The organism is Spongiibacter nanhainus (assembly GCF_016132545.1).
Taxonomy (GTDB): Bacteria; Pseudomonadota; Gammaproteobacteria; order Pseudomonadales; family Spongiibacteraceae; genus Spongiibacter; species Spongiibacter nanhainus.
The window spans coordinates 3,867,597-3,887,255 of sequence record NZ_CP066167.1 but is presented as its reverse complement, the minus strand read 5'-3'; the positions used below and the strand labels follow the sequence as shown (position 1 = coordinate 3,887,255).

General features: G+C 57.7%; 13 protein-coding genes and 1 tRNA gene. 5 read left to right on the top strand and 9 right to left on the bottom strand.

Annotated features, from left to right (window positions below):
- Positions 1-369 precede the first annotated feature (369 nt).
- A complete protein-coding gene (locus I6N98_RS17570; RefSeq protein WP_198569620.1) occupies positions 370-777 on the bottom strand; it encodes an Rrf2 family transcriptional regulator in 408 nt (135 codons plus the stop codon).
- 106 nt (positions 778-883) lie between these two features.
- Here I6N98_RS17570 and I6N98_RS17565 point away from each other — a divergent pair, with 106 nt between their 5' ends.
- Positions 884-1,240, top strand: a complete 357-nt coding sequence (locus I6N98_RS17565; RefSeq protein WP_198569619.1) for a group I truncated hemoglobin — start codon at positions 884-886, stop codon at positions 1,238-1,240.
- 90 nt (positions 1,241-1,330) lie between these two features.
- The gene (locus I6N98_RS17560) at positions 1,331-1,744 is read left to right on the top strand and encodes a SirB2 family protein (protein WP_198569618.1); all 414 of its coding nucleotides are present in this window, start codon (positions 1,331-1,333) and stop codon (positions 1,742-1,744) included.
- 42 nt (positions 1,745-1,786) lie between these two features.
- Here the strand turns inward: I6N98_RS17560 and I6N98_RS17555 are convergent, their stop codons facing one another.
- Genes I6N98_RS17555 through I6N98_RS17545 form a run of 3 tightly spaced genes read right to left on the bottom strand, consistent with a single transcriptional unit; the run spans position 1,787 to position 7,161 of the window.
- Positions 1,787-4,960, bottom strand: a complete 3,174-nt coding sequence (locus I6N98_RS17555) for an efflux RND transporter permease subunit (protein ID WP_198569617.1) — start codon at positions 4,958-4,960, stop codon at positions 1,787-1,789.
- 2 nt (positions 4,961-4,962) lie between these two features.
- Positions 4,963-6,030 (bottom strand): efflux RND transporter periplasmic adaptor subunit, encoded by a 1,068-nt coding sequence (locus I6N98_RS17550; RefSeq protein ID WP_198569616.1) that lies wholly within the window; start codon positions 6,028-6,030, stop codon positions 4,963-4,965.
- A 45-nt stretch (positions 6,031-6,075) separates the two neighbouring features.
- Positions 6,076-7,161 (bottom strand): transporter substrate-binding domain-containing protein, encoded by a 1,086-nt coding sequence (locus I6N98_RS17545; protein ID WP_198569615.1) that lies wholly within the window; start codon positions 7,159-7,161, stop codon positions 6,076-6,078.
- Positions 7,162-7,381: 220 nt separating this feature from the next.
- Here I6N98_RS17545 and I6N98_RS17540 point away from each other — a divergent pair, with 220 nt between their 5' ends.
- Complete coding sequence (locus tag I6N98_RS17540) at positions 7,382-9,637, top strand: mechanosensitive ion channel domain-containing protein (protein ID WP_198569614.1); 2,256 nt, start codon at positions 7,382-7,384, stop codon at positions 9,635-9,637.
- Between the two features lie 135 nt (positions 9,638-9,772).
- On the opposite strand, the gene I6N98_RS17535 is transcribed toward I6N98_RS17540, so the two are convergent.
- From I6N98_RS17535 to ilvD, 5 genes are all read right to left on the bottom strand, one after another.
- Positions 9,773-10,174 carry an MAPEG family protein gene (locus I6N98_RS17535; protein WP_198569613.1) on the bottom strand — a complete coding sequence of 134 codons (402 nt, stop codon included), beginning with the start codon at positions 10,172-10,174 and terminating at the stop codon, positions 9,773-9,775.
- 460 nt (positions 10,175-10,634) lie between these two features.
- A tRNA-Arg gene (locus I6N98_RS17530) sits at positions 10,635-10,711 on the bottom strand.
- 248 nt (positions 10,712-10,959) lie between these two features.
- Positions 10,960-12,150 carry an NADH:flavin oxidoreductase gene (locus tag I6N98_RS17525; protein WP_198569612.1) on the bottom strand — a complete coding sequence of 397 codons (1,191 nt, stop codon included), beginning with the start codon at positions 12,148-12,150 and terminating at the stop codon, positions 10,960-10,962.
- Positions 12,151-12,278: 128 nt separating this feature from the next.
- The gene (gene pyk / locus I6N98_RS17520; protein ID WP_198569611.1) at positions 12,279-13,727 is read right to left on the bottom strand and encodes a pyruvate kinase; all 1,449 of its coding nucleotides are present in this window, start codon (positions 13,725-13,727) and stop codon (positions 12,279-12,281) included.
- A 554-nt stretch (positions 13,728-14,281) separates the two neighbouring features.
- Complete coding sequence (ilvD, locus tag I6N98_RS17515) at positions 14,282-16,123, bottom strand: dihydroxy-acid dehydratase (RefSeq protein ID WP_198569610.1); 1,842 nt, start codon at positions 16,121-16,123, stop codon at positions 14,282-14,284.
- A gap of 133 nt (positions 16,124-16,256) precedes the next feature.
- Here ilvD and I6N98_RS17510 point away from each other — a divergent pair, with 133 nt between their 5' ends.
- Both I6N98_RS17510 and I6N98_RS17505 read left to right on the top strand, forming a co-directional pair.
- Positions 16,257-17,459, top strand: coding sequence for a mechanosensitive ion channel family protein (locus tag I6N98_RS17510; protein ID WP_198569609.1), 1,203 nt, complete (start codon positions 16,257-16,259; stop codon positions 17,457-17,459).
- A 141-nt stretch (positions 17,460-17,600) separates the two neighbouring features.
- Positions 17,601-19,580 (top strand): alpha/beta hydrolase family protein, encoded by a 1,980-nt coding sequence (locus tag I6N98_RS17505; RefSeq protein WP_198569608.1) that lies wholly within the window; start codon positions 17,601-17,603, stop codon positions 19,578-19,580.
- The last annotated feature ends 79 nt before the right edge of the window (positions 19,581-19,659 follow it).

Here is a 19,659-nt window from a genome sequence, read left to right as displayed (position 1 = left end):
ACGGATATTGTCCCAAACGCCTATTTTGTTTGAAGCAAAAAGGCTGGTAATAGTGCTGGCATCCATCGGCGGATGCCGCTATTACAAGCCTGTACGGCACTCGAGTGATATCCGATTAAGTACTTATCTTCCCAAATTGGGCCGCGAAAAGTTGTAAAAGCCTGTAAACGCGTTAGGTAGGGTAGTCATTGCCGCACAACATCTAGCAGCAAAGACAGTAGGGTCAGGGTGATCATCATGGTTACCAGAGTTTCGGTCAGTACCCACTAAACAGTACCCGCTAAACAGTACCCACCAGGGCCACGCCCTTGGCTCGGCTTCGAGCCGGGCGTAAGCCGGCGACGCCAGTCAGAACAATGTGAACAGGCCCTAGGGTGCTGCTTGAGTTGGCAGGAGATCTGCCAAGGTGTATTGAGAGGCGGAACTCAAAAAGTCGTTCATGGCAGTGAAAAGCACTGACTTCAGTTTGCAGCTTGGCAGTAACCTGCAGGCCGGAGCATTGCAATTGACCGGCTGAAGACTTGGCTCAAAATCCCGAATCACTTGCGCAACATTGATATCTTGGGGTTTGGCTAGAAGCGCTATACCTCCACCGTGCCCTCGGACGGAGCGAATGTAGCCTAGCTTTGCCATTTTTACAGCAACTTTGGCGACATGGTTGTGGGAAATATCGTAGTAATCGCAAATTTCCCGCAGGTTGCACAGAGTCTCTTCCGGCATCTGACCAAGGTATAGCAGCACCCTGAAGGCAAAGTCGGTCTGTTTGGTCAGCTGCATCTGTGTAAGTACTTTCCCTAGGATTGCGCGGCGGCAATAGATGCATTTAGAATACACCTTCATAACATGCATATCAAATGCATTTTTCGACACGGGAGAGGGTAAAATGGCAACTTTGTATGAGCGAATTGGTGGTGAGGCAGCCGTAGATAAAGCCGTAGACGTTTTCTACGACAAAGTGCTGGCAGATGACCGCATTTCAGGCTTTTTCGCCGGCCTTGATATGGCTGCTCAGGCCAATAAGCAAAAAAAGTTTCTGACAATGGTGTTTGGTGGGCCAAATGACTACGACGGTTCGGATATGCGTGCCGCCCATGCTCACCTGAGCCTGGATGAAGGCCACTTTAACGCCGTGGTTGAGAACCTGGCTGGCACATTGTCTGAGCTTGGTGTTGCCGATAGCGATATTGCCGAAGTCGCCGATATTGCTAACAGCGTGAAAGACGATGTGTTAAACCGGTGAATCACTCAGCCTCGATATCCCAGCGATATTTGGCGTTATCGAGGCGGGTACTCACCCAGCGGCTGTTGAAATAAAGGGGTCGGTGTCTCAGTGATTGAGTTTTATCCCCAGATAAAACTGTTTCATATCGCTACCGTCATACTTTCCGGGAGCATTTTTGCGCTTCGGGGTCTGGTGATCCTGGTAAGACAGGGGCAGTCGAACTCCGGCGTTCTGCCCCTGCTCAAATGGTCCTCCTACATTAACGACACTCTGCTGCTGTCAGCAGGGTTGTTGCTAATGCACCTGACACAGCAGTACCCGGTGAACGACCCCTGGTTGAGCGCCAAGCTCAGCCTACTAGTGCTGTATATCGGCCTGGGTATGACTGCCCTGCGGATAGGCCGCACACTCACTCAGCGTCGTTTATTTTTTGTGATGGCGATCGCTGTGTATATGTTTATGTTCTCAATAGCCCGCAGCCATCACCCACTGGGGATTCTCGCCAGTTACCCATTTAACTGACCGCTATACCTCTTACAGCAAGACCCGGACTAAGCTCCCATATTAAGCGGAGCCCATTGATCTTGTTCCTGGCCGTTGCCAGCCCAGCACGGTAATCAGTAGGCAGGGCAGGAAGGTGAGGGTGATGACCATGGTCACCAAAATCCCTGTTAAAACGACGATACCCACGCCGCGATAGAGCTCGGTCCCCGAACCGGGGATAAACACCAGCGGCGCCAGCCCGAAAATCGTGGTGGCGGTAGACATCAAGATCGGGCGCAGGCGGGCCGCCACAGCGCTGCGCACAGCTTCGATAATGCGCTGCTCGGTTTTGTCTTCGCCGCTGTCGTGGTGGCGGTGAGCGTTAAGGGATTGCCGAGCATAGTCGACGATCAGAATCGGGTTGTTAACCACCGTTCCCAGCAAAATCACAAAGCCCAGCATGGTGATCATATCGAAGGGCTGGAAGAAGCTGCCCAGTCCTATAGCCTCCGCCACTGAGCCACCGGCATTGATCGCCACCAAACCCACTACCCCGCCCGCGATACCCAGTGGCACGGTGGCTAGAATCAGTAGGGGAAAGCCCCAGTGGGAAAAGATCGCCACCAACAGCAGATAAATCAAAATCAGCGCCACCACGAAATTACTGCTCAGCGAGGCCCGGGTAGCGTCGAGTTGGTCGGCGGCGCCGGAGATCGACAGGCTGACTCCGGGGCTGATTTCCCCAGCGGCCTGCATGGCCGGCACCATCTCATTGCGCACTTTGGCCACGGCGGTTTCCAGCGCTACATCCCGGGGAGCAATGATCAATAAGGTGACGGTGCGTCGGCCATTGACTCGGCGCAGGGCGTCGCTGTCGGTGGTGTGATGCAGGTCGGCCAGGGCGGATAAAGGCAACAGGGCTCCGTTGGGGGTATGCACGGTCTGTTGCGCCAGTTGGTCCAGGGTTTGGTCGCGACCCTGTTGGCCGTACATAAAGATATCGACTTTGTTGTCATCGACAAAAAACTCGTCCACAAACGCCCCGTCGCTCAATGCGGCAACGGTAAAGCCGAAATCGTCATTGTTAAAACCCACCTCGGCGAGGCGCTGCCAGCGGGGCCGGATTTCCACCAGCGGCTGGTCCAGTGACAGTGAGGCGGGTTCACTGTTGAGCTGCGGGTTATCAAACAGCGTGCCGGCGCGGTCGAAGGCAAAGGAGGCGGTCCGGTACAGGCTGTCCAGGTCGGGGCCGGCGATGTCTAGATTGACTGCCCGGGTGCCGCCCTGGCTGCTGGAGATGATAGAGCCGCGGCCCGAGAAGCCCCGCATGCCGGGATAGCTTTTAAACAAAGCGGTCAGGCTATCCATCATCGCTTGGATATCGCTGTCGCGAGTGGGTTCGCTAATTACTCGCAGCCCGCCGGCCGACACCCGCATGTTGTAGTACTTGAGTGACGGCACCGGCACTTCACCGCGGTCGTACTGGGTGGGGTCGGCGTCTACAGCCGCTTGCAGAATGCCCTGGATTTCGTCGGCGATGACCATCATCTCGCCGAGGTTGTTACCGGGCGGTGCAATCATCGAGCTAAAGGCCTTGGGCTCTTCGCCCTCGGGCAGGTACTCGGCGGGGGGCATCAGTACGGCGGCGGCGCCCAGTGTCAGCAGTAGGGAGGCGGCAATACACAAAGCGCGGCGTTTGGGGGCGGCGGTCAGCCATGTGACGGCGTCCAGAATGCGGCGGCTGAGGGTGTTGGTGTTGTCATTGCTTTTGCCCAGACCGAGTCGGGCGCAGGCCGCCGGCACCACCAATACGGCAAACAGCATGGAGGCGAGGATGGCGCTGGAGATGGCAATGGCGATATCGGAATAGATCTGCCCGGCTTCTTCCTCGACAAATAGGATGGGAGCAAACACCAGTACTGTGGTCATGCTGGAGGCCAGCACCGCCGGCCATACCTCCCGAACCCCTGCGATAGCGGCCTCAATGCGGTCGCGGCCCGCACGTCGAGCCTGCTCAATGCTCTCTAGCACCACAATGGTGTTGTCCAAAGTCATGCCGATGGCAAAGGCGATGCCGGCCAGTGAAATTACATTAATAGTGCGGCCAAACAGCAGCAGACCGAGGAAGGCGGCGATGGTGCATACCGGCACCCCCATTAGGCCGATCAGGGTGGCGCGGGGTGAACGCAAAAACAAAAACATCACCGCCGTGGCCAATATTGCCCCTATCCCGAGATTGCTGAAAACGTTGCGCACCGAGTCCTGCACGTAGCGTACGTCGTCGCCAATGAGCAGCATACGCATGCCGTTAGGTTTGAGCAGGTCTCGGCGGACCTCCTCCGCAGCGGCCAGCATGGCGTGCTTGATGTCGATGACATTGGAGCCGGTTTCCCGGCGCACCGCCAGGGTGATGCTGCGCTCGCCATCGATATAACTCCGGTCACGCACTTCAAAGTGGTTCATGTCCACTTGCGCGATATCGGCCAAGCGTATGTCGCTGTCGCCGCGTCGAGCAACGATCATCTGATTGAGGCTGTCCAGCTCACGGAAGCGTCCCACTACCCGCACTAAGTAGCGCTGCTTGCCGTCGTCCAGGTCGCCGGCGGAGGCGTCGCGGTTGCGCTGGCGAATGGCGTCTCTGACCTCGGTCAGAGTCAGGCCGCGCTGGGCCAGCCGCGCCGGGTCGATATGGATTTGTACCTGGCGCTCCACCGCGCCGCGAACATCAATCTGAGATACCCCCGCCACCCGTTCCATGCGGGGCCGCACCTCGTCTTCGATAAAGTCCCCCACCATATCCATATCTAGCCCCAGGGGGTTGCCGGGGGTTGGCAGGATATGAAAGTACATAAAGGCGTTTTCTGAAAACGAGCTGGCAACGAGCTGGGGTTGATCGACGTTTTCCGGATAGTTGGGGACTTGGCTGAGGGCGTTGGAAACTTCAATGAGGGCTTCGTTAATGTCGACGCCGAAGGGGAATTCCAGCTCGACCTCGGCGCGGCCGGTTTCGGCCCGGGACTCCATACGCTGCAGATTGGGCAGGGTGCGGAGGTAGCGTTCCTGCTCGATAAGAATTTCCTTCTCCACGTCCTGGGGCGTGGCCCCAGCCCAGCCGGTTTCCACTGAGATGGTGCGCACGCTGAGGTCGGGGATCATCTGCACCGGGATGCGCATCGCCGCAGCGATGCCCAGCACACAAATAATCAACACGATGACCGCCAGTAAAGTGCCGCGTCGGACGCTGGATTCCAGCATGTTTAGCGCTCCTCTGCGGATGCAGCGCTTACTGGGTCACCGTCGCTTAACAGGTCCGCGCCTTGAACGATAATCACTGCCTCAGGGGACAACCCTTCGGTAATAATCAGCCCCTTTTCAACTTCGCGACTGACGGTAATCAGGCGCCGCTGGGCGCGGCCATCCTTCACCACAAACAGTGAGCGGCTACCATCGGGGTGGCGCAATACCGCCTGGCGTGGAGTGAGATACTCCGAGCGTTGCGTGCTGCCGATCGCAAAATGAACCTGGGCAGACGTGCCAGGCAGTAGGTTTTGATCGCGGTCGACAGGTGCAACGCGAATCAGAAAGGTGCGGCTGACAGGGTCGCTAACCGGAACCTGGGTGGCGACACGGCCTTCTATACAAGGCTGAGCAAGGGCGTCGCTGCAAATGGAAACCGGCGTGTTCACGTCAATATCGCCAAAGCGCTCTTGGGGAATCTGCACGTCGACTCGAAGCTCATTCAACGACACCACCTCAAACACGGGATCGCCACGATTAAGCCATTCGCCCAGCTCGGTGAAACGATCGCTGACCACCCCATCAAAGGGCGCTGGTAAGGTGTGGCGTGCCAGGGCTTCTCTGCTGCTGGCCAAGCTGGCTTCGGTGGCGGCAAAACTCGCCTCGGCCAAGGCCAAAGCGGCGCGGCGGGACTTTACCTCGTTTTCGGAAACATGATTGTTTTTGCGCAGCCGCTCGGCCTCCTGAACCAATCGGCGGGCCTCGTTCCGTGCTGCCAGGGCTTCATTGCGAGCGGCTGCGGCGCGATCGCGGTCCAGTTTGGCTAGCTCGGCATCCAGACGCAGCAGTGCCTGCCCTCTAGTCACGGTGGCACCCGTATCGGCGAGAATCTCTGCCACCAGGCCATCGCTGCGAGCGGATACTTGCGCCTGCTGCAGTGATACCACCGAGCCGGTCAAGCTAAGCTGTTGTTGGCCACTGAGGCGTTGGGGCATGGCAGTGACCACTTCCCGGGCCTGGTTGGCTGGGGCGGCGGTGGCTGACAGGGCGACAATACATGAGGCAAACAAAAGGGCAGCGCGGGGCATGGCATTAGCTCTTAGAGAGTTTGGGTTTTGAGGCGAGTACGCGCCCTAATAGCCGCGGTGTTCGCCAAAGTAACGTCGCAATTGACCTTGCCAATAGGCGCCGCGGGTTACCTCCAGCAGCGCATGGTTCACCGCTTCGCGGTGGGGGAAGTCGGGGCGCATGCCCAGTGCGTATTTTTGCGGGTCGCCAGGAAAGTCCAGGATGTCGATGCCGGCAGTGTCGTCGCGGAGCAAATACATCATAATGGCTTTGTCGTAGACCATCGCCGGCGCGCCGTTTTGTACTGCGGCAATACCCAACTCTGGGCTGTCTACAGCGGACAGCGCAAAGCCCCGTTCTTGAAGCGCTTGCGCACCGGTGGAGCCGGCGACGGCAATACTGCGTATCTTGGCCAGGTCTTCTACTCCGTTCACTGAGGTGGCAATTTGATTAACCGTTACCGACGACGCGATAGCAGCGGTAAAGCTGGAAATGGTAATCACGCTGACGAACATCCACACCGTGGCCACAATGCGCCCGGGCAGGGTGACTGGTGCTTTGTCACCGTAGCCCACGGTGGTCATGGTGACCGCTGACCACCACAGTCCGTTACCTATGCCCTGGCTGGCCGAGCCGCCAAACTGATCAGCGTTACGACGGCGTTCCAGCAACCACAGCACGGCCCCCACTGCTAGCAGCAGTGCAAAGAGTAGTCCCACGGCGCGGAGGAATTCCCAGGACGCCAGTTGCGACAGGCTGGCCATAATGCCTTTTTTGCCGACCGGTGTGGCGATGCCCAGGCCGGTGGTAAAGAAGGGATGGGAGAAATCCATGACGGCCTCCCGCTCGGCTGTCATCGACAAGGCACCCACCGCAATGTCGATCTCGCCGGCAGCCAAGGCGTCGATCAGGCTGTCTGCACTGTCGAAGCGTTGCCAGCGGGTTTGCCAGCCCTGGTCACTGGCAATTTGCTGCCACAAGTCCACGCTGACGCCTTGCCATTGATTTTGTGGATCGGCCATGGCGAAGGGAGGAGCGGATTTTATACCCACCCGCAGTTCGTTTGGTGCTGGGCTTTGGCCGTGTGCACTCAGTGCGCACAGCGCAAGCAGCCAAGCCAACATCACTTTTGCTCCGACCATCTTGAGCATCCCGATCTCCCCGCTTTGTGGCTGTTAAAGCACTACAGCCTAGCAGTTAGCCAAAGGCATAGGAATCATTCGCAAATACTTTCGCGAATGGGTGATCCGACTGGCGATTAAATACGAACAACTTTTTTGTAGTTTTTTTGGGGTTGTAGGTTCGCCGGTGCATTGAAAGCATACCCCGCTAATACCATGACATTTGATCCATACAGGGAGGGAGACGAGCATGCGATCACCTATTCCATTCATTCACTGTGTTGTCGTGCTACTGGCGCTGTTGTGCAGCACCATGGCTTCTGCGCAGCCGGCGGAAGCCCAAGGCACGGATTACCGAGCCCTAGCTGCGGCCTTGGAAGATGAGCATACTCGGCGAGTGGTGATTGAAGAGCTCCGCCGCCTCGACGCCTTATCGCCAAGCGAAGAGCTTGCCCCGTTACCACCGGCGGAAGAGCTTGCCCAGGAGGCTCCCAGCGGGCAGTCCGCCGAGCAGGTATCCTTCGCCAGACGCATGGCTGCATTTACCAGTGGACTGGCTGGCTCTATGGGAGGACAGCTGGCCTCAGCGGGTCAGGCCTTGTCGAGGCTGTTTGCCAGCAGCGATTCCTCTTCTTCGGTGAAGGTCGATTTCTCTGGCCTGTGGTCGGCAGTGTTTAATCTGGCGATTATCGCTCTGGCAACCTTTGCTGCTTTCTTCGTGCTGCGGCGCTTGTCTGGCCGCGCCTATTCGGCTCTAAATGATTGGGCAACTGCTGGCTCGGAACGCCTGACGATGGTCAGGACCATTGTGGCCGTGTCCGTGGCCGCCTTGGTCGATGCATTCGTGGTGGCCGTAGCCTATTTGCTTGGCCAGGCGGTGAGTGTGCAGTTGGCAGAATACGTCGGCGCCAACGGTACCCGCCTGTCGCTGTTTCTCAACGCCTTCCTCATCATCGAGCTGATAAAGGTCGGTTTGCGAACAGTCTTTGCCAATCGCTACCCAGCACTGCGCCTGGCGCCGTTGGATGCGGATCAGGCCGCATACTGCAACCAGTTTTTTGCACGCCTGGTTGGCGCCGTGGGCTACGGTATTTTGGTGCTTGTGCCCATTATCAACTTTAATGTGTCGCCCGCACTGGGCTCCGCCCTCAGCACCGCGATTACCGTCGTGGCGGCAGTGTATACCGCGATTGTGGTGATCAAAAACCGGGTCACGGTCCGCCAGCGGCTCGAGGCTCGCTCTACTGCAATTGGGGGCAGTTCAGGTTCCCTGGTTTATGTATTGGCCAAGGTATGGCACTTGTTGGTGATTGCCTATGCCTTGCTGGTGGTGGCCGTCACCCTGGTGCAGCCTGCGACAGCGTTGCCCTTTGTGGTGTTTGCCACCCTCAAGACGCTGGCCTACGCGGGCGGTGGGCTGCTGTTGTTGGTGATCCTGCGGCAGCTGATTGGCAAGGAAATACATCTCTCCGAAGGCTTAAATGCCAGCATGCCCTTGTTGCAGGCGCGGCTGAACACCTACATCCCCACGGCGCTAAAGCTGGTCCGCCTGCTGTTGATTATCGGAGTCGTGGTGATGTCTCTTGACGCCTGGGCGGTGTTTGACCTGGCTGCATGGTACGCCAGCGCTCAAGGTAGCAGCACAGTGTCGGCTCTGGTGGATATTCTGATTATTCTTGCCGTGGCTGCAGCGGTCTGGATCGCCCTGGCCAGCGCCATTGAGCACCGGCTGACGCCGAGCGCCGATGTTGAGCCCGCCGCCGCGGCTCGGGCGACGACGTTGATGGGCTTGTTTCACTCCACATTGGCTATCGTCATTGTGGTGATGACCACCATGATTGCCCTGTCCGAGATTGGCGTCGATATCGGCCCACTGATCGCCGGTGCCGGGGTGTTGGGCTTGGCCATTGGTTTTGGCGCCCAGAAGTTAGTGCAGGACGTGATTACCGGCGTGTTTATCCAGCTGGAAAACGCGATGAACGTGGGTGATTTTGTCGATGTGGGCGGCAACTCTGGCACTGTTGATCGGGTCGGTATTCGCTCGGTGGCCTTGCGTGATCTCTACGGCACCTACCACATCGTTCCGTTCTCCTCGGTGGGTGCGGTATCTAACTTCACTCGCGACTTTGGTAACCACATTGGCGAGTACGGTATTGCCTACCGCGAGGATATCGACTTTGCCATTGAGCAACTTAAAGCCGCGTTCGAGGAGTTGGAAAAAGCCGAGATCGGTGAAAATATCCTCGCGCCCATCAATGTTATGGGTGTGGTTGCGCTGGCTGATAGCTCTGTGAATATTCGTGTGCAGATTAAAACCAAGCCCGGTATGCAGTGGGCTGTGGGGCGCGCGTATAACCGCTTGGTTAAGCTGTATTTTGACAAGGCGGGTATCGAAATTCCCTTCCCTCACACCACTTTGTACTTTGGCGAGGACCATCAAGGTAATGCGCCAGCGGCGAATGTCCGCATCAGCGATCGGGCGAATGTGGTGTCCACTCAGGAGTAATTTAGATAGTTGTGTCGAGTGGCGGACACAAAAACGTGTCCGCCCTACTTCATGCATGTTGCCAAAGGCGTAGGACGGACATTGCTTTCCATGTCCGTCGGCTTGCCGCCCTCATCTGGGCGTTACCCGTAGCTCTTACAACAGATTGAAGCCCATATACAAAATGAGCAGCAGTTGAATGGCAAACAAGTTTGCTCGAATGAAAACCAGTGGTGTCGACGTGCCAATCATATGCACGATGCTTTGCCCAAATCGAGCAAAGAGCACAAAGGCCGCCAGCGTATCAACGACGGCGGCTTTATCCATGAAATAGGCGACAAACACAACTGCCGCAAACACTGGCAAAACTTCTAGGGCATTGAGGTGCGCATGTTTGGCGCGCATCAACAAGCCTGTATTGGTCTCCCCTTTTTCACGCCCCCATGCATTACCTTCCTTCTTACCGGTAACGATTAGCACAAGACGGGGTGACGCATAAAAAAACGTCAGTACTACGATCCACAATGCAAAACCCAAGACAGCGACTAAGCCAGTCATGTTTGGTCTCCTTATATTTATTAGCGGCAGTTGTTTGACTAAGGGTAAATTAATACCGGGGCTAAGGTTCTCACTGATCAGTGCGAGCGTCTATAAAAAAGTCGGCATGCGGCTGAGAGGTGATAGGTAGGCGGGGCAGTCGAGTAGAGTGGATGTTGGCAGCTTCGGCGCCAAAATACGGCGGACACAATAAAACGTGTCCGCCCTACGAAACGTGCGTTCTTTTTTTTCGAAACTTGGATGCGTAGGATGGACATCGCTTTCCACGTCCGTCGAGCCGTCGATATCCCTTGGCTGTTCTGCTCCTTTGGGCTCGCTGCGCTCGGTGCAAATTGCTGGTGCAATTTGTCGAACCTGGAGAGGCCAGCGTGGCCCGCGAGCGCAGCGAGTGCTGTGGCCATCTCACCGATCAGACAGACCATCCATAAAAAAACCGGCGCGCGGCCGGTTTTTTTATGGATGGCCCGCCCGAGAGGATTCGAACCTCTGACCTCTGCCTCCGGAGGGCAGCGCTCTATCCAGCTGAGCTACGGGCGGATTGTCTGGTTGGTGGGTGCGCTGATAGCACCTGACCTTGTTGGACTGTTCCAGTGGATAGCGCGCTGTTTTCGCGCTCCCCTTCGGGGTCCGGCACCGCCGCTTGCAGGCGTCGATGCGTTCCGGCCGATAAAAGCAGTGCTTTTGTTTTTCGGCCTCCACCCAGCTGAGCTACGGGCGGTTTTTGAGAGCGCGCAACTATACCAAAGCGCCGCCAGAGGGGCAATCGGTGCTCGCGTTACCGCCGCTTATGGGTTGAACACGGGACAGTGGATACCCCGTTCACTCTCGATAGTGCCGACACAGGCGTTGCAGTGGGTGCAGCGGCTTTTGAAGGCAGAGTTGCCGGCCAGTTGCGTGGGCAGGTCGGGGTCGGCGAGCAGGCTGCGGCCCAGCTGGATAAAATCGAAGCCGGCCTCCAAGGCCTGCTCAAAGCTTTCGGCGGTGCTGGCGCCGCCGATGTGGATCATGTTGCAGGATACCGCTTCCCGCACCCGTTTGGCTTGCTCCAGAAAGTACAGCTCCCGATAAGGCATGCTGGGGAACATACGCTTGCCCATTAGCCGGTATATCAGCCGCATCCAGCGGTTTTTTTCGTGGCGGAGCAGGGCAGGCAGGATGCTGTCGCCGCGGAACATCAGCATGGGGTTGAAGGTGCTGGTGCCGCCGCTGGTCACCAGGCCATCGATGCCGGCCTGGTCCAACGCTTTGCTAATTTCAACCGCGTCATCGTAGTGAAGGCCGCCTCGACGCCCTTCGGAAAGGCTGATTTTTCCCAGTATTGGGAAATCCTCGCCCACTGCCTGCCGCACGGCGGCAAGTACCCGCAGTGGCAGTCGCAGGCGATTTTCCAGGCTGCCGCCGTACTCGTCTTTGCGGTGATTGGTCAGCGGGCTGAGGAACTGGCACAGTCCATAGCCGTGGCCAAAGTGGATTTCAACCGCGTCGAAGCCGGTGTCTTTCATTAGCGCGGCGGCGCGACCGTACTGTGCGACCAGTTTGTCGATATCGTCCAGGCTCATGGCATTGGCAAACCACATGCCCTCGGAGAAGCCGAGGATGTTCAGTCCGCCGCTGGGGCCTTTGGGGCGCTGTTGTAGCGAATGGTTTTTAGAAAAAGCGCCGCAATGCCCCATTTGGCCTGAGACCTTGCAGCCCCGCTCGTGGAGGCCCTGAATGATGCCTTGCAGTGGCCGGCAGGTGTCTTCATCCATCACCATCATATTGGCGTTGAGCCGGCCGGCGTTCTCCACCGCGCAGTAGCCCAGGGTGGTCATCGCCAGTCTGCCCTCTGCAAGCCGGTTGTGGAACGCGGCCAGTCTGTCGCCGGGTACACCGCCCGGAGTCAGGTTTTCGAAGGTGCCGGCCTTGAGTAGGCGGTTTTTTAGTTCCAGGCCATTGAGTGTGCCCCTACGCAGGGCGGGGTGGGTGGTGGTCATCACAGCCTCTATGCCGCTAATGTTGGTTGCGGCTCGGTCTTTAATTTTTATTAGAGCTATCAGTAAAGCGGAAGGCGGTACTGGCCGGCCATACCGCGAATGGCTGAGAAAGGTCCGCTAAGCAGTTTCTAATGGTGTGAGCCGTCGTCCGGTTCTTCCTCGCCCTTGTGCATCAAATCCGCCAAACTGCGGATTTGGATCGCTTCGACACCAGAGCGGGACAGGGCATCGGAGATCACCACTACCTTATCGTGCTCGTTAAATTCGCCACGCCGCAGCATAATGCGCGCCGCCGTGCCCAGGGTCTTCTCCGAGTCGGAACTGAAGTTGATGCGGTAGCTCAGCACATTGCGATTGAGGACCAGCAGGCGTCGGGTGCGGCTGTCGTTGGTAAAGGCGCAGATGATGGGGTGCTGGGGGTGACAATTACTCACCAGGTTGGCCATAAGGCCGCGTCTGGTGGGAACGATAATGGCCTTAGCCTGGATTGATTCCGCCAGGCGCACCGCGGCGGCGGCAATTTGCTGCTTGTCGCCATCCAGCGTTAGGTCATCGGAGAAGCGCAGGCCCCGGGTCTGCTCGATTGAGCGGGCGATACGGTCCAGCACTTCGACGCATTTCACCGGGTATTTGCCCACCGTGGTTTCGCCGGACAGCATGATGGCGTCTACTTCTTCGTAAACGGCGTTGGCGACGTCGGTGACTTCGGCCCGGGTGGGCATGGGGTTATCGATCATCGACTCCAGCATGTGGGTGGCGACGATAACGCGCTTACCCTGTTTGGCGCACTGGGCAATGATTTGCCGCTGCACAATGGGCAGCTGCTCGAAGGGGATCTCTACACCCAGATCGCCCCGGGCCACCATCACCCCATGGGATTGGGCGACGATGGCGTCGAGATTTTTGACGCCTTCCTGGTCTTCGATTTTGGAGATGATTTTGATCTTCTCGGCTTTGTCGCCCAGCAGGGTTTTCAGGGCTTTGACGTCGTCGGGGCTGCGCACAAAAGACAGGGCAATAAAGTCCACGTCCTGTTCCATGGCAAACTCAATATCCCGCCGGTCTTTGTCGGTGATGGCGGGTAAGTTCACCCGAATACCCGGCAAATTAACGTGGCGTTTGCTTTTCAGCACGCCGCCATCAATGACCCGGCAGCGCATGGTGCGGGCCTGCTTGCTGAGCACCTCCAGGTTGATCAGGCCGTTGTCGACGGTGATTTTGTCCCCCACGTCGACGTCAGTGATTAGGTCGTCATAATTGATGCGGATGGAGCTGGCCTCCACATCGGCTTCGCCCCGGGCCACCACCGAGATCTCATCGCCGGGGGCGAGGTTGAGGTCGTCCACCAGATCGCCGGTGCGTATCTCCGGGCCCTGGGTGTCGATGAGCACGGCGATGGGGTGGGCCCGCTTGCGATTGAGTGTGCGGACCGCTTTGATAATGGCGGCGCAGCTGTCGTGATCGCCGTGGGACATGTTTAGCCTGATCACATTCATACCGGCGTCCGCCAACTGGTTCAGCATATCGTAGTGGCGGGTGGCGGGGCCGATGGTGCAGATTATTTTGGTTTTGCGCATAAGACCTCTATCTCGAGAGCCCAGAAGCATGGATGCTTAGTAGCACGTAAACACAGAATCGCGGTTTTTGGGAGGATGAGCAAGGTAGGACTCACTGCGCTGCAAGTAAAGTCCGGCGCGCGTTGGGGCGATATCGCCTATTGTTCCCATGACGCTACCGTGACAAAATCAAAGCCTGCGGTTTATTCGTATAGTTTTAGTAACTCTTACGCGAGTACCATACCGGCTATCTTATTCTAGCGACGGTGGGTCGAAATCCCGCTGTTAGCAGCACAGTTTCGATTTGGGACGGGTGGCATCACGGCGCCGGGCAACCGGTTTACAAGATGACACCATTTTATGGGGCCTTTTAGGCCCCTTTTTTGTTGGTTTGCGCTTTCTAATTAACCCGGCAATAAAATAGATCTCCTATCTATAATATTGCGCGCTCTCAAAATACTGGCGAAAATATGTGAATTTCCTTGTATTTTGAGAGCTTGCATTGGCCTTTTGGCCAATGGCGCTACATCCCTGTAGCGCATTAACCCGGCAATGTTTAATGCCGGGCTAATAGCTTACAGCTGGGAAATGTCCCGTACCGCGCCTTTGTCGGCACTGGTCGCCATCTTGGCGTAGGCCTTGAGGGCTGCAGACACTTTGCGGGGTCTGTCTTTGACCGGTTTCCAGCCCGCTTCTCCTTTGGCATCCATCGCCTTGCGGCGCTTGTTCAGCTCCGCTTCGTCTAACAACACATTAATGCTGCGGTTGGGGATGTCGATACGAATAGTATCGCCTTGTTCTACCAGGCCGATGGCGCCGCCGGCGGCGGCTTCCGGAGAGACGTGGCCAATCGACAGCCCAGAGGTGCCGCCAGAGAATCGACCGTCGGTCAGCAGGGCGCAGGCTTTGCCCAGGCCCTTGGATTTGATGTAGCTGGTGGGGTAGAGCATTTCCTGCATGCCGGGGCCGCCTTTGGGGCCTTCGTAGCGGACCACCACCACGTTGCCGGCTTTAACCCGGTCGTTGAGGATGTCGTCTACCGCGTCTTCCTGGCTTTCACAGATATGCGCCGGGCCCTCAAACACCAGGATGCTTTCATCCACGCCCGAGGTTTTCACCACGCAGCCGTCTTCGGCGATGTTGCCGTAAAGTACTGCCAGGCCGCCCTCTTTGGAGAAGGCGTGATCCAGTGAGCGGATGCAGCCATTCTCCCGGTCGGCGTCCAGCGATGGCCAGCGGGTCTCCTGGCTAAAGGCGGTTTGGGTAGGAATGCCGGCCGGTCCCGCCTTATAGAAGTTCTTCACCGCATCGTTCTCGGTGCTCATGATGTCCCACTGTTCCAGGGCGGCACCCATGCTGCTGGCGTGGACGGTGGGCAGTTCCGGGTTGAGCAGGTCGGCCCGCAACAGCTCGCCCAGGATGCCCATCACGCCGCCGGCGCGGTGTACGTCCTCCATGTGGTACAGAGGTGTATTGGGGGCAACTTTACACAGCTGAGGCACCCGCCGTGACAAGGCGTCGATGTCCTTCATGCCAAAGTCCAACTCCGCTTCCTGGGCGGCGGCCAGCAGGTGGAGGATGGTGTTGGTGGAACCGCCCATGGCGATATCCAGCGCCATGGCGTTCTGGAAGGCCTCACGGCTGGCAATGGCTCGCGGTAAAGCTCGCTCGTCGTCTTTTTCGTAGTATTCCTTGGCCAGCTCGACGATGCGTCGGCCCGCCTCCAGGAACAGTTTTTTGCGGTCACCGTGGGTAGCCAGCAGCGAGCCGTTGCCGGGCAGCGACAGGCCCAGGGCCTCGGTGAGGCAGTTCATGGAGTTGGCGGTAAACATACCGGAGCAGGAGCCGCAGGTGGGGCAGGCAGAGCGCTCGTATTCCTCGACCTGCTCGTCGCTGGCGCTGCTGTCGGCGGCGATGACCATGGCGTCTACCAGGTCCAGCTTGTGCTCAGACAGCTTGGTTTTGCCGGCTTCCATAGGGCCGCCGGAAACAAAGATAGTGGGAATATTCAGCCGCATGGCGGCATTGAGCATTCCCGGGGTGATCTTGTCGCAGTTGGAGATACATACCAGTGCGTCGGCGCAGTGGGCGTTGACCATATACTCCACTGAGTCGGCGATAATATCCCGGCTGGGCAGGCTGTAGAGCATGCCGTCGTGACCCATGGCAATGCCGTCATCCACGGCGATGGTGTTGAACTCTTTGGCCACGCCCCCGGAGGCTTCGATTTCCCGCGCTACCAATTGGCCCAGATCCTTCAGGTGCACGTGTCCGGGCACAAATTGGGTAAAGGAGTTGGCGATGGCGATGATGGGTTTGTTGAAGTCATCATCTTTCATGCCGGTGGCACGCCACAGTGCGCGGGCACCGGCCATATTGCGGCCGGCGGTGGAGGTTTTGGAGCGGTATGCGGGCATAATCGGCCTCTGCAGATCGAAATTGTCTCGGACCCGCCAGTTTAACATAGCTGGGCGTTTCACCCCACGCCGGGTGCTGCAAGGCGTGTTGTGATGGGCTATGGTTTAGACATCGTAAAAAGGATAGTGATTCGTGGATATCTCTTTGGAAAAGATCACACCGCTGCTGATGGACTGGCTGCCCTTTGCGCTGGTGATGGCGCTGCTGTTTGGCGTTTGGCTGTTTACCCGCAAGGTGTTTGCGGTGCAAAAGGATCACGGCGCCGATACCCGCTACCGCGAGCAGGGCACGCGCCTGCTGTTCCGGCTGGCTGGGGTGGTGCTGGCCATCGCCACACTGCCCATGGATGGCGAGCTGCGGGGTCAGTTGTTCAGTCTGGTGGGGCTGTTGATGTCGGCGGCGATTGCGCTGTCGTCCACCACGGTAATGGGCAATTTAATGGCCGGTTTTATGCTGCGCACCGTCAACAGCTTTCGCGCCGGAGACTATATTGAGTTTCGCAAGGAGTTGGGGCGGGTCTCTCAGCGTGGCTTGCTGCACGTGGAAATCCAAAACGAAACCAGCGAACTGGTAACGGTGCCCAACCTGCTGCTGGTTCAGGAGCCCTACAACGTGGTGCGCTCCTCCGGCACGGTGGTGTCGGCGGATGTGTCCTTGGGCTACGACGTGGACCGCCGCGATATCGAGCAGGCCTTGCTGTCGGCCATTGAGAAGGCGGAGCTGGCAGACGGTTTTGTGCAGATTCGTGAGCTGGGGGATTTCTCAGTTAGCTATCGGGCCAGCGGCTGGCTTGAAGAAGCCGGCTTGTTGGTGAGCGCTCGCTCGCGGCTGAGGGCGATGATGCTGGATGCATTGCATGAATCCGGGATTGAAATTGTGTCTCCCACCTTTATGAATCAGCGTCAGCTCAAAGGTGAGGGCAAGGTGATTCCACAGCGCCGTCACTATCCGCCCAGCGGTGAAGACAGTGCTGGGCGCGCCGAGGAGGTGCTGTTCAGTAAAGCCGAGCTGGCCAGCACCGTGGAGCAGATTCAGGACAAGATTAAGACCTTGAAGAAGTCCCTGGTCGAGGAGACCGAGGATGGGGCGCCCGAGGTAGACCGGGAGGCGATCAAGGCCGAAATGGCAAAATTGACGGAAGAGTTGGAAGTTGCCCGGGAGCTGGCCAAACAGGAAGCGGCCAAAGACCGTGCCCGCAAAGAAGGAGATAGCGAGACAGACGGCGATCCGACGGCGGCCGCCGATGATTCAACAACGGTCGACTCTACTGCTAATAATTCCCCCGCCCATGAGGTTACGGCCTCCGGCACCGGCGACAAAGATAACAACAAGTAAACGCGGTTCGCGCTAGTAATTACGCACAATCCACAGGGTGTAGCGTAGCTCTGCCTTCAGTATGCTGCCGGCAGTTTAGCGAACCGACTTAGGGAAGTGGGAGCGGGCTTGATGCCGCTTCCTTTCAAGCAGGAGGCGAAGATGAAATGGATGCGTTGGTGGGGCCTGGGGTTGCTGTTGACTGTTTGCCTGCCAGTGCTGGGCGACGACCGCAAGGTGGCGGCAGAGCCGGTTGATATTGCGGTTTATGGTCAGCTCCCTGGGATCGAGCACGTTGCACTTTCCCTTAGCGGCAAATACATCAGCCTGGCCACGCAGGTAAATGATAAGCGTATTCTGCTGGTGGCCGAGGTGGGTGGATCGATTCTGCACCGAATCGACTTGGGTAACTTAAAGCTGCGTGGCCTGGGCTGGGCCGGTGACGACCATGTCATTATTCGCACCAGCTCGACGGTGAACTTGGGCTTCGAATACGGTGGCCGCCATGAGCTGTTTAACCTGATGATCTTAGAGCGCGAAAGCGGCGATATGGACTGGCCGCTTGCCAACTCCAAGAAAGTGCTCAACGCGGCCTTCCACTATCACCCTCCTATGATGAAGGAGGGCCGCTGGCATCAATGCGTTGACACTTTGCCGCTTCGGCACAGTACTTTGACCCAAGATGCTTGGATTACTAACTTTGATTTGGAATTAACCTGCATCGACCTCAACGAGGGCAAGATGCACCTCATAGAGCGTGGGCGTGAGGACGGCGACGGTTGGTTGGTCGGACCGGGTGTGGAGGTCTTGGCAAGGGCCAGCTACGACCAGCAAAAACAGCGCTGGCGCTTGTGGGCCGGAGCCGAGGGCAGCACGTTAATCAATCGCGTGGAGCCGATTCGCGAGTTTGAATCCCGCTATGGGAGTTACAACATAGTGGGGCAAGGGCGGCGTAAAGGTACCGTGATATACGCGGTAAACCGCCAACACCTCGTCGAAGTGCCGTTGTCCGGTGAGCAAGGCGCTGAGCTCTATGGCAACGATATTGTCGATAGCTTGCACTTTGACTCGGTTACGGGTTTGCACAACGGCTATACCTTACTGGGTGATATCCCCGAACTGGTGATGTTGGACCCCGCCCACCAGGCGCGAGTGGTGGGGACCCGAAAAGCCTTTCCCAATCTCAATGTCCACTTCAAATCCTGGAGTCGAGATATGGAGCGGATTGTGGTCTACACCGACGGCGCCGGAGATTCCGGCACCTGGTGGATTGTGGATATCGCCAAGGGGAGCGCCGAGGTGCTGGGGGTCAATTACCCGGCGCTCAAACCTCATCACGTGGGGGCCATAAGTATGCTGCGCTACCAGAGCAGTGACGGCCTGCCTATCTCGGCTGTGGTTACCACTCCCCCGGGCGACAAGGAAGGGCCGTTTCCGCTGTTGGTGTTACCCCACGGTGGGCCAGAATCCCGGGATTATTTGGGTTTTGACTGGATGGCCCAGGCCTTTGCCAGCCGGGGGTACATAGTATTGCAGCCCAACTATCGTGGCTCGGCTGGTTACGGGATTGCGTTTCGCAATGCCGGTTTTGGTGAGGTCGGTAACGGCATGCACCGTGATATTCAGTCGGGCGTTGCGGCTCTGGCGGAACGGGGCGATATCGACCCAGAGCGAGTGTGTATTCTTGGCGCAAGCTTCGGCGGTTACTTGGCACTGGCAGCAGTAACACTGGATAAAGGGCGCTATCGCTGCGCGGTATCCGTTGCTGGCGTGAGCGATCCTGTCAGTGATCTGCGCAAAGACGAAATGCATCGCGCCTACGCCAGTCAGCGTTATTGGAGAGACTATTTTGGTGTGAGCAGTTCCCGGGACGACGAGCTGGATGCATTGTCGCCTCTGAAGCACGCCAAGCGGGCATCGGCGCCGATACTATTAATCCATGGAGAGGATGACACGGTGGTGGAATCGCGTCACAGTAAGCGCATGGCCAGCAAGCTGAAGTCGGCCGATAAACCCTATAAATATGTGGAGTTGGACGAGGAAGATCACTACCTGTCCAGAGCCGCCACTCGTCAGAAAATGTTGAAGGTAGCGCTGGATTTTGTGATCAAGCACAATCCACCTAATGGAGTTGAGCCCTAGCTGCGCTGCATCTGTCCCGTCACCCGGTTGATGAAGGACCGGGGAGCGTGACGCCAGTTACCTGCCATGCGGGATCATC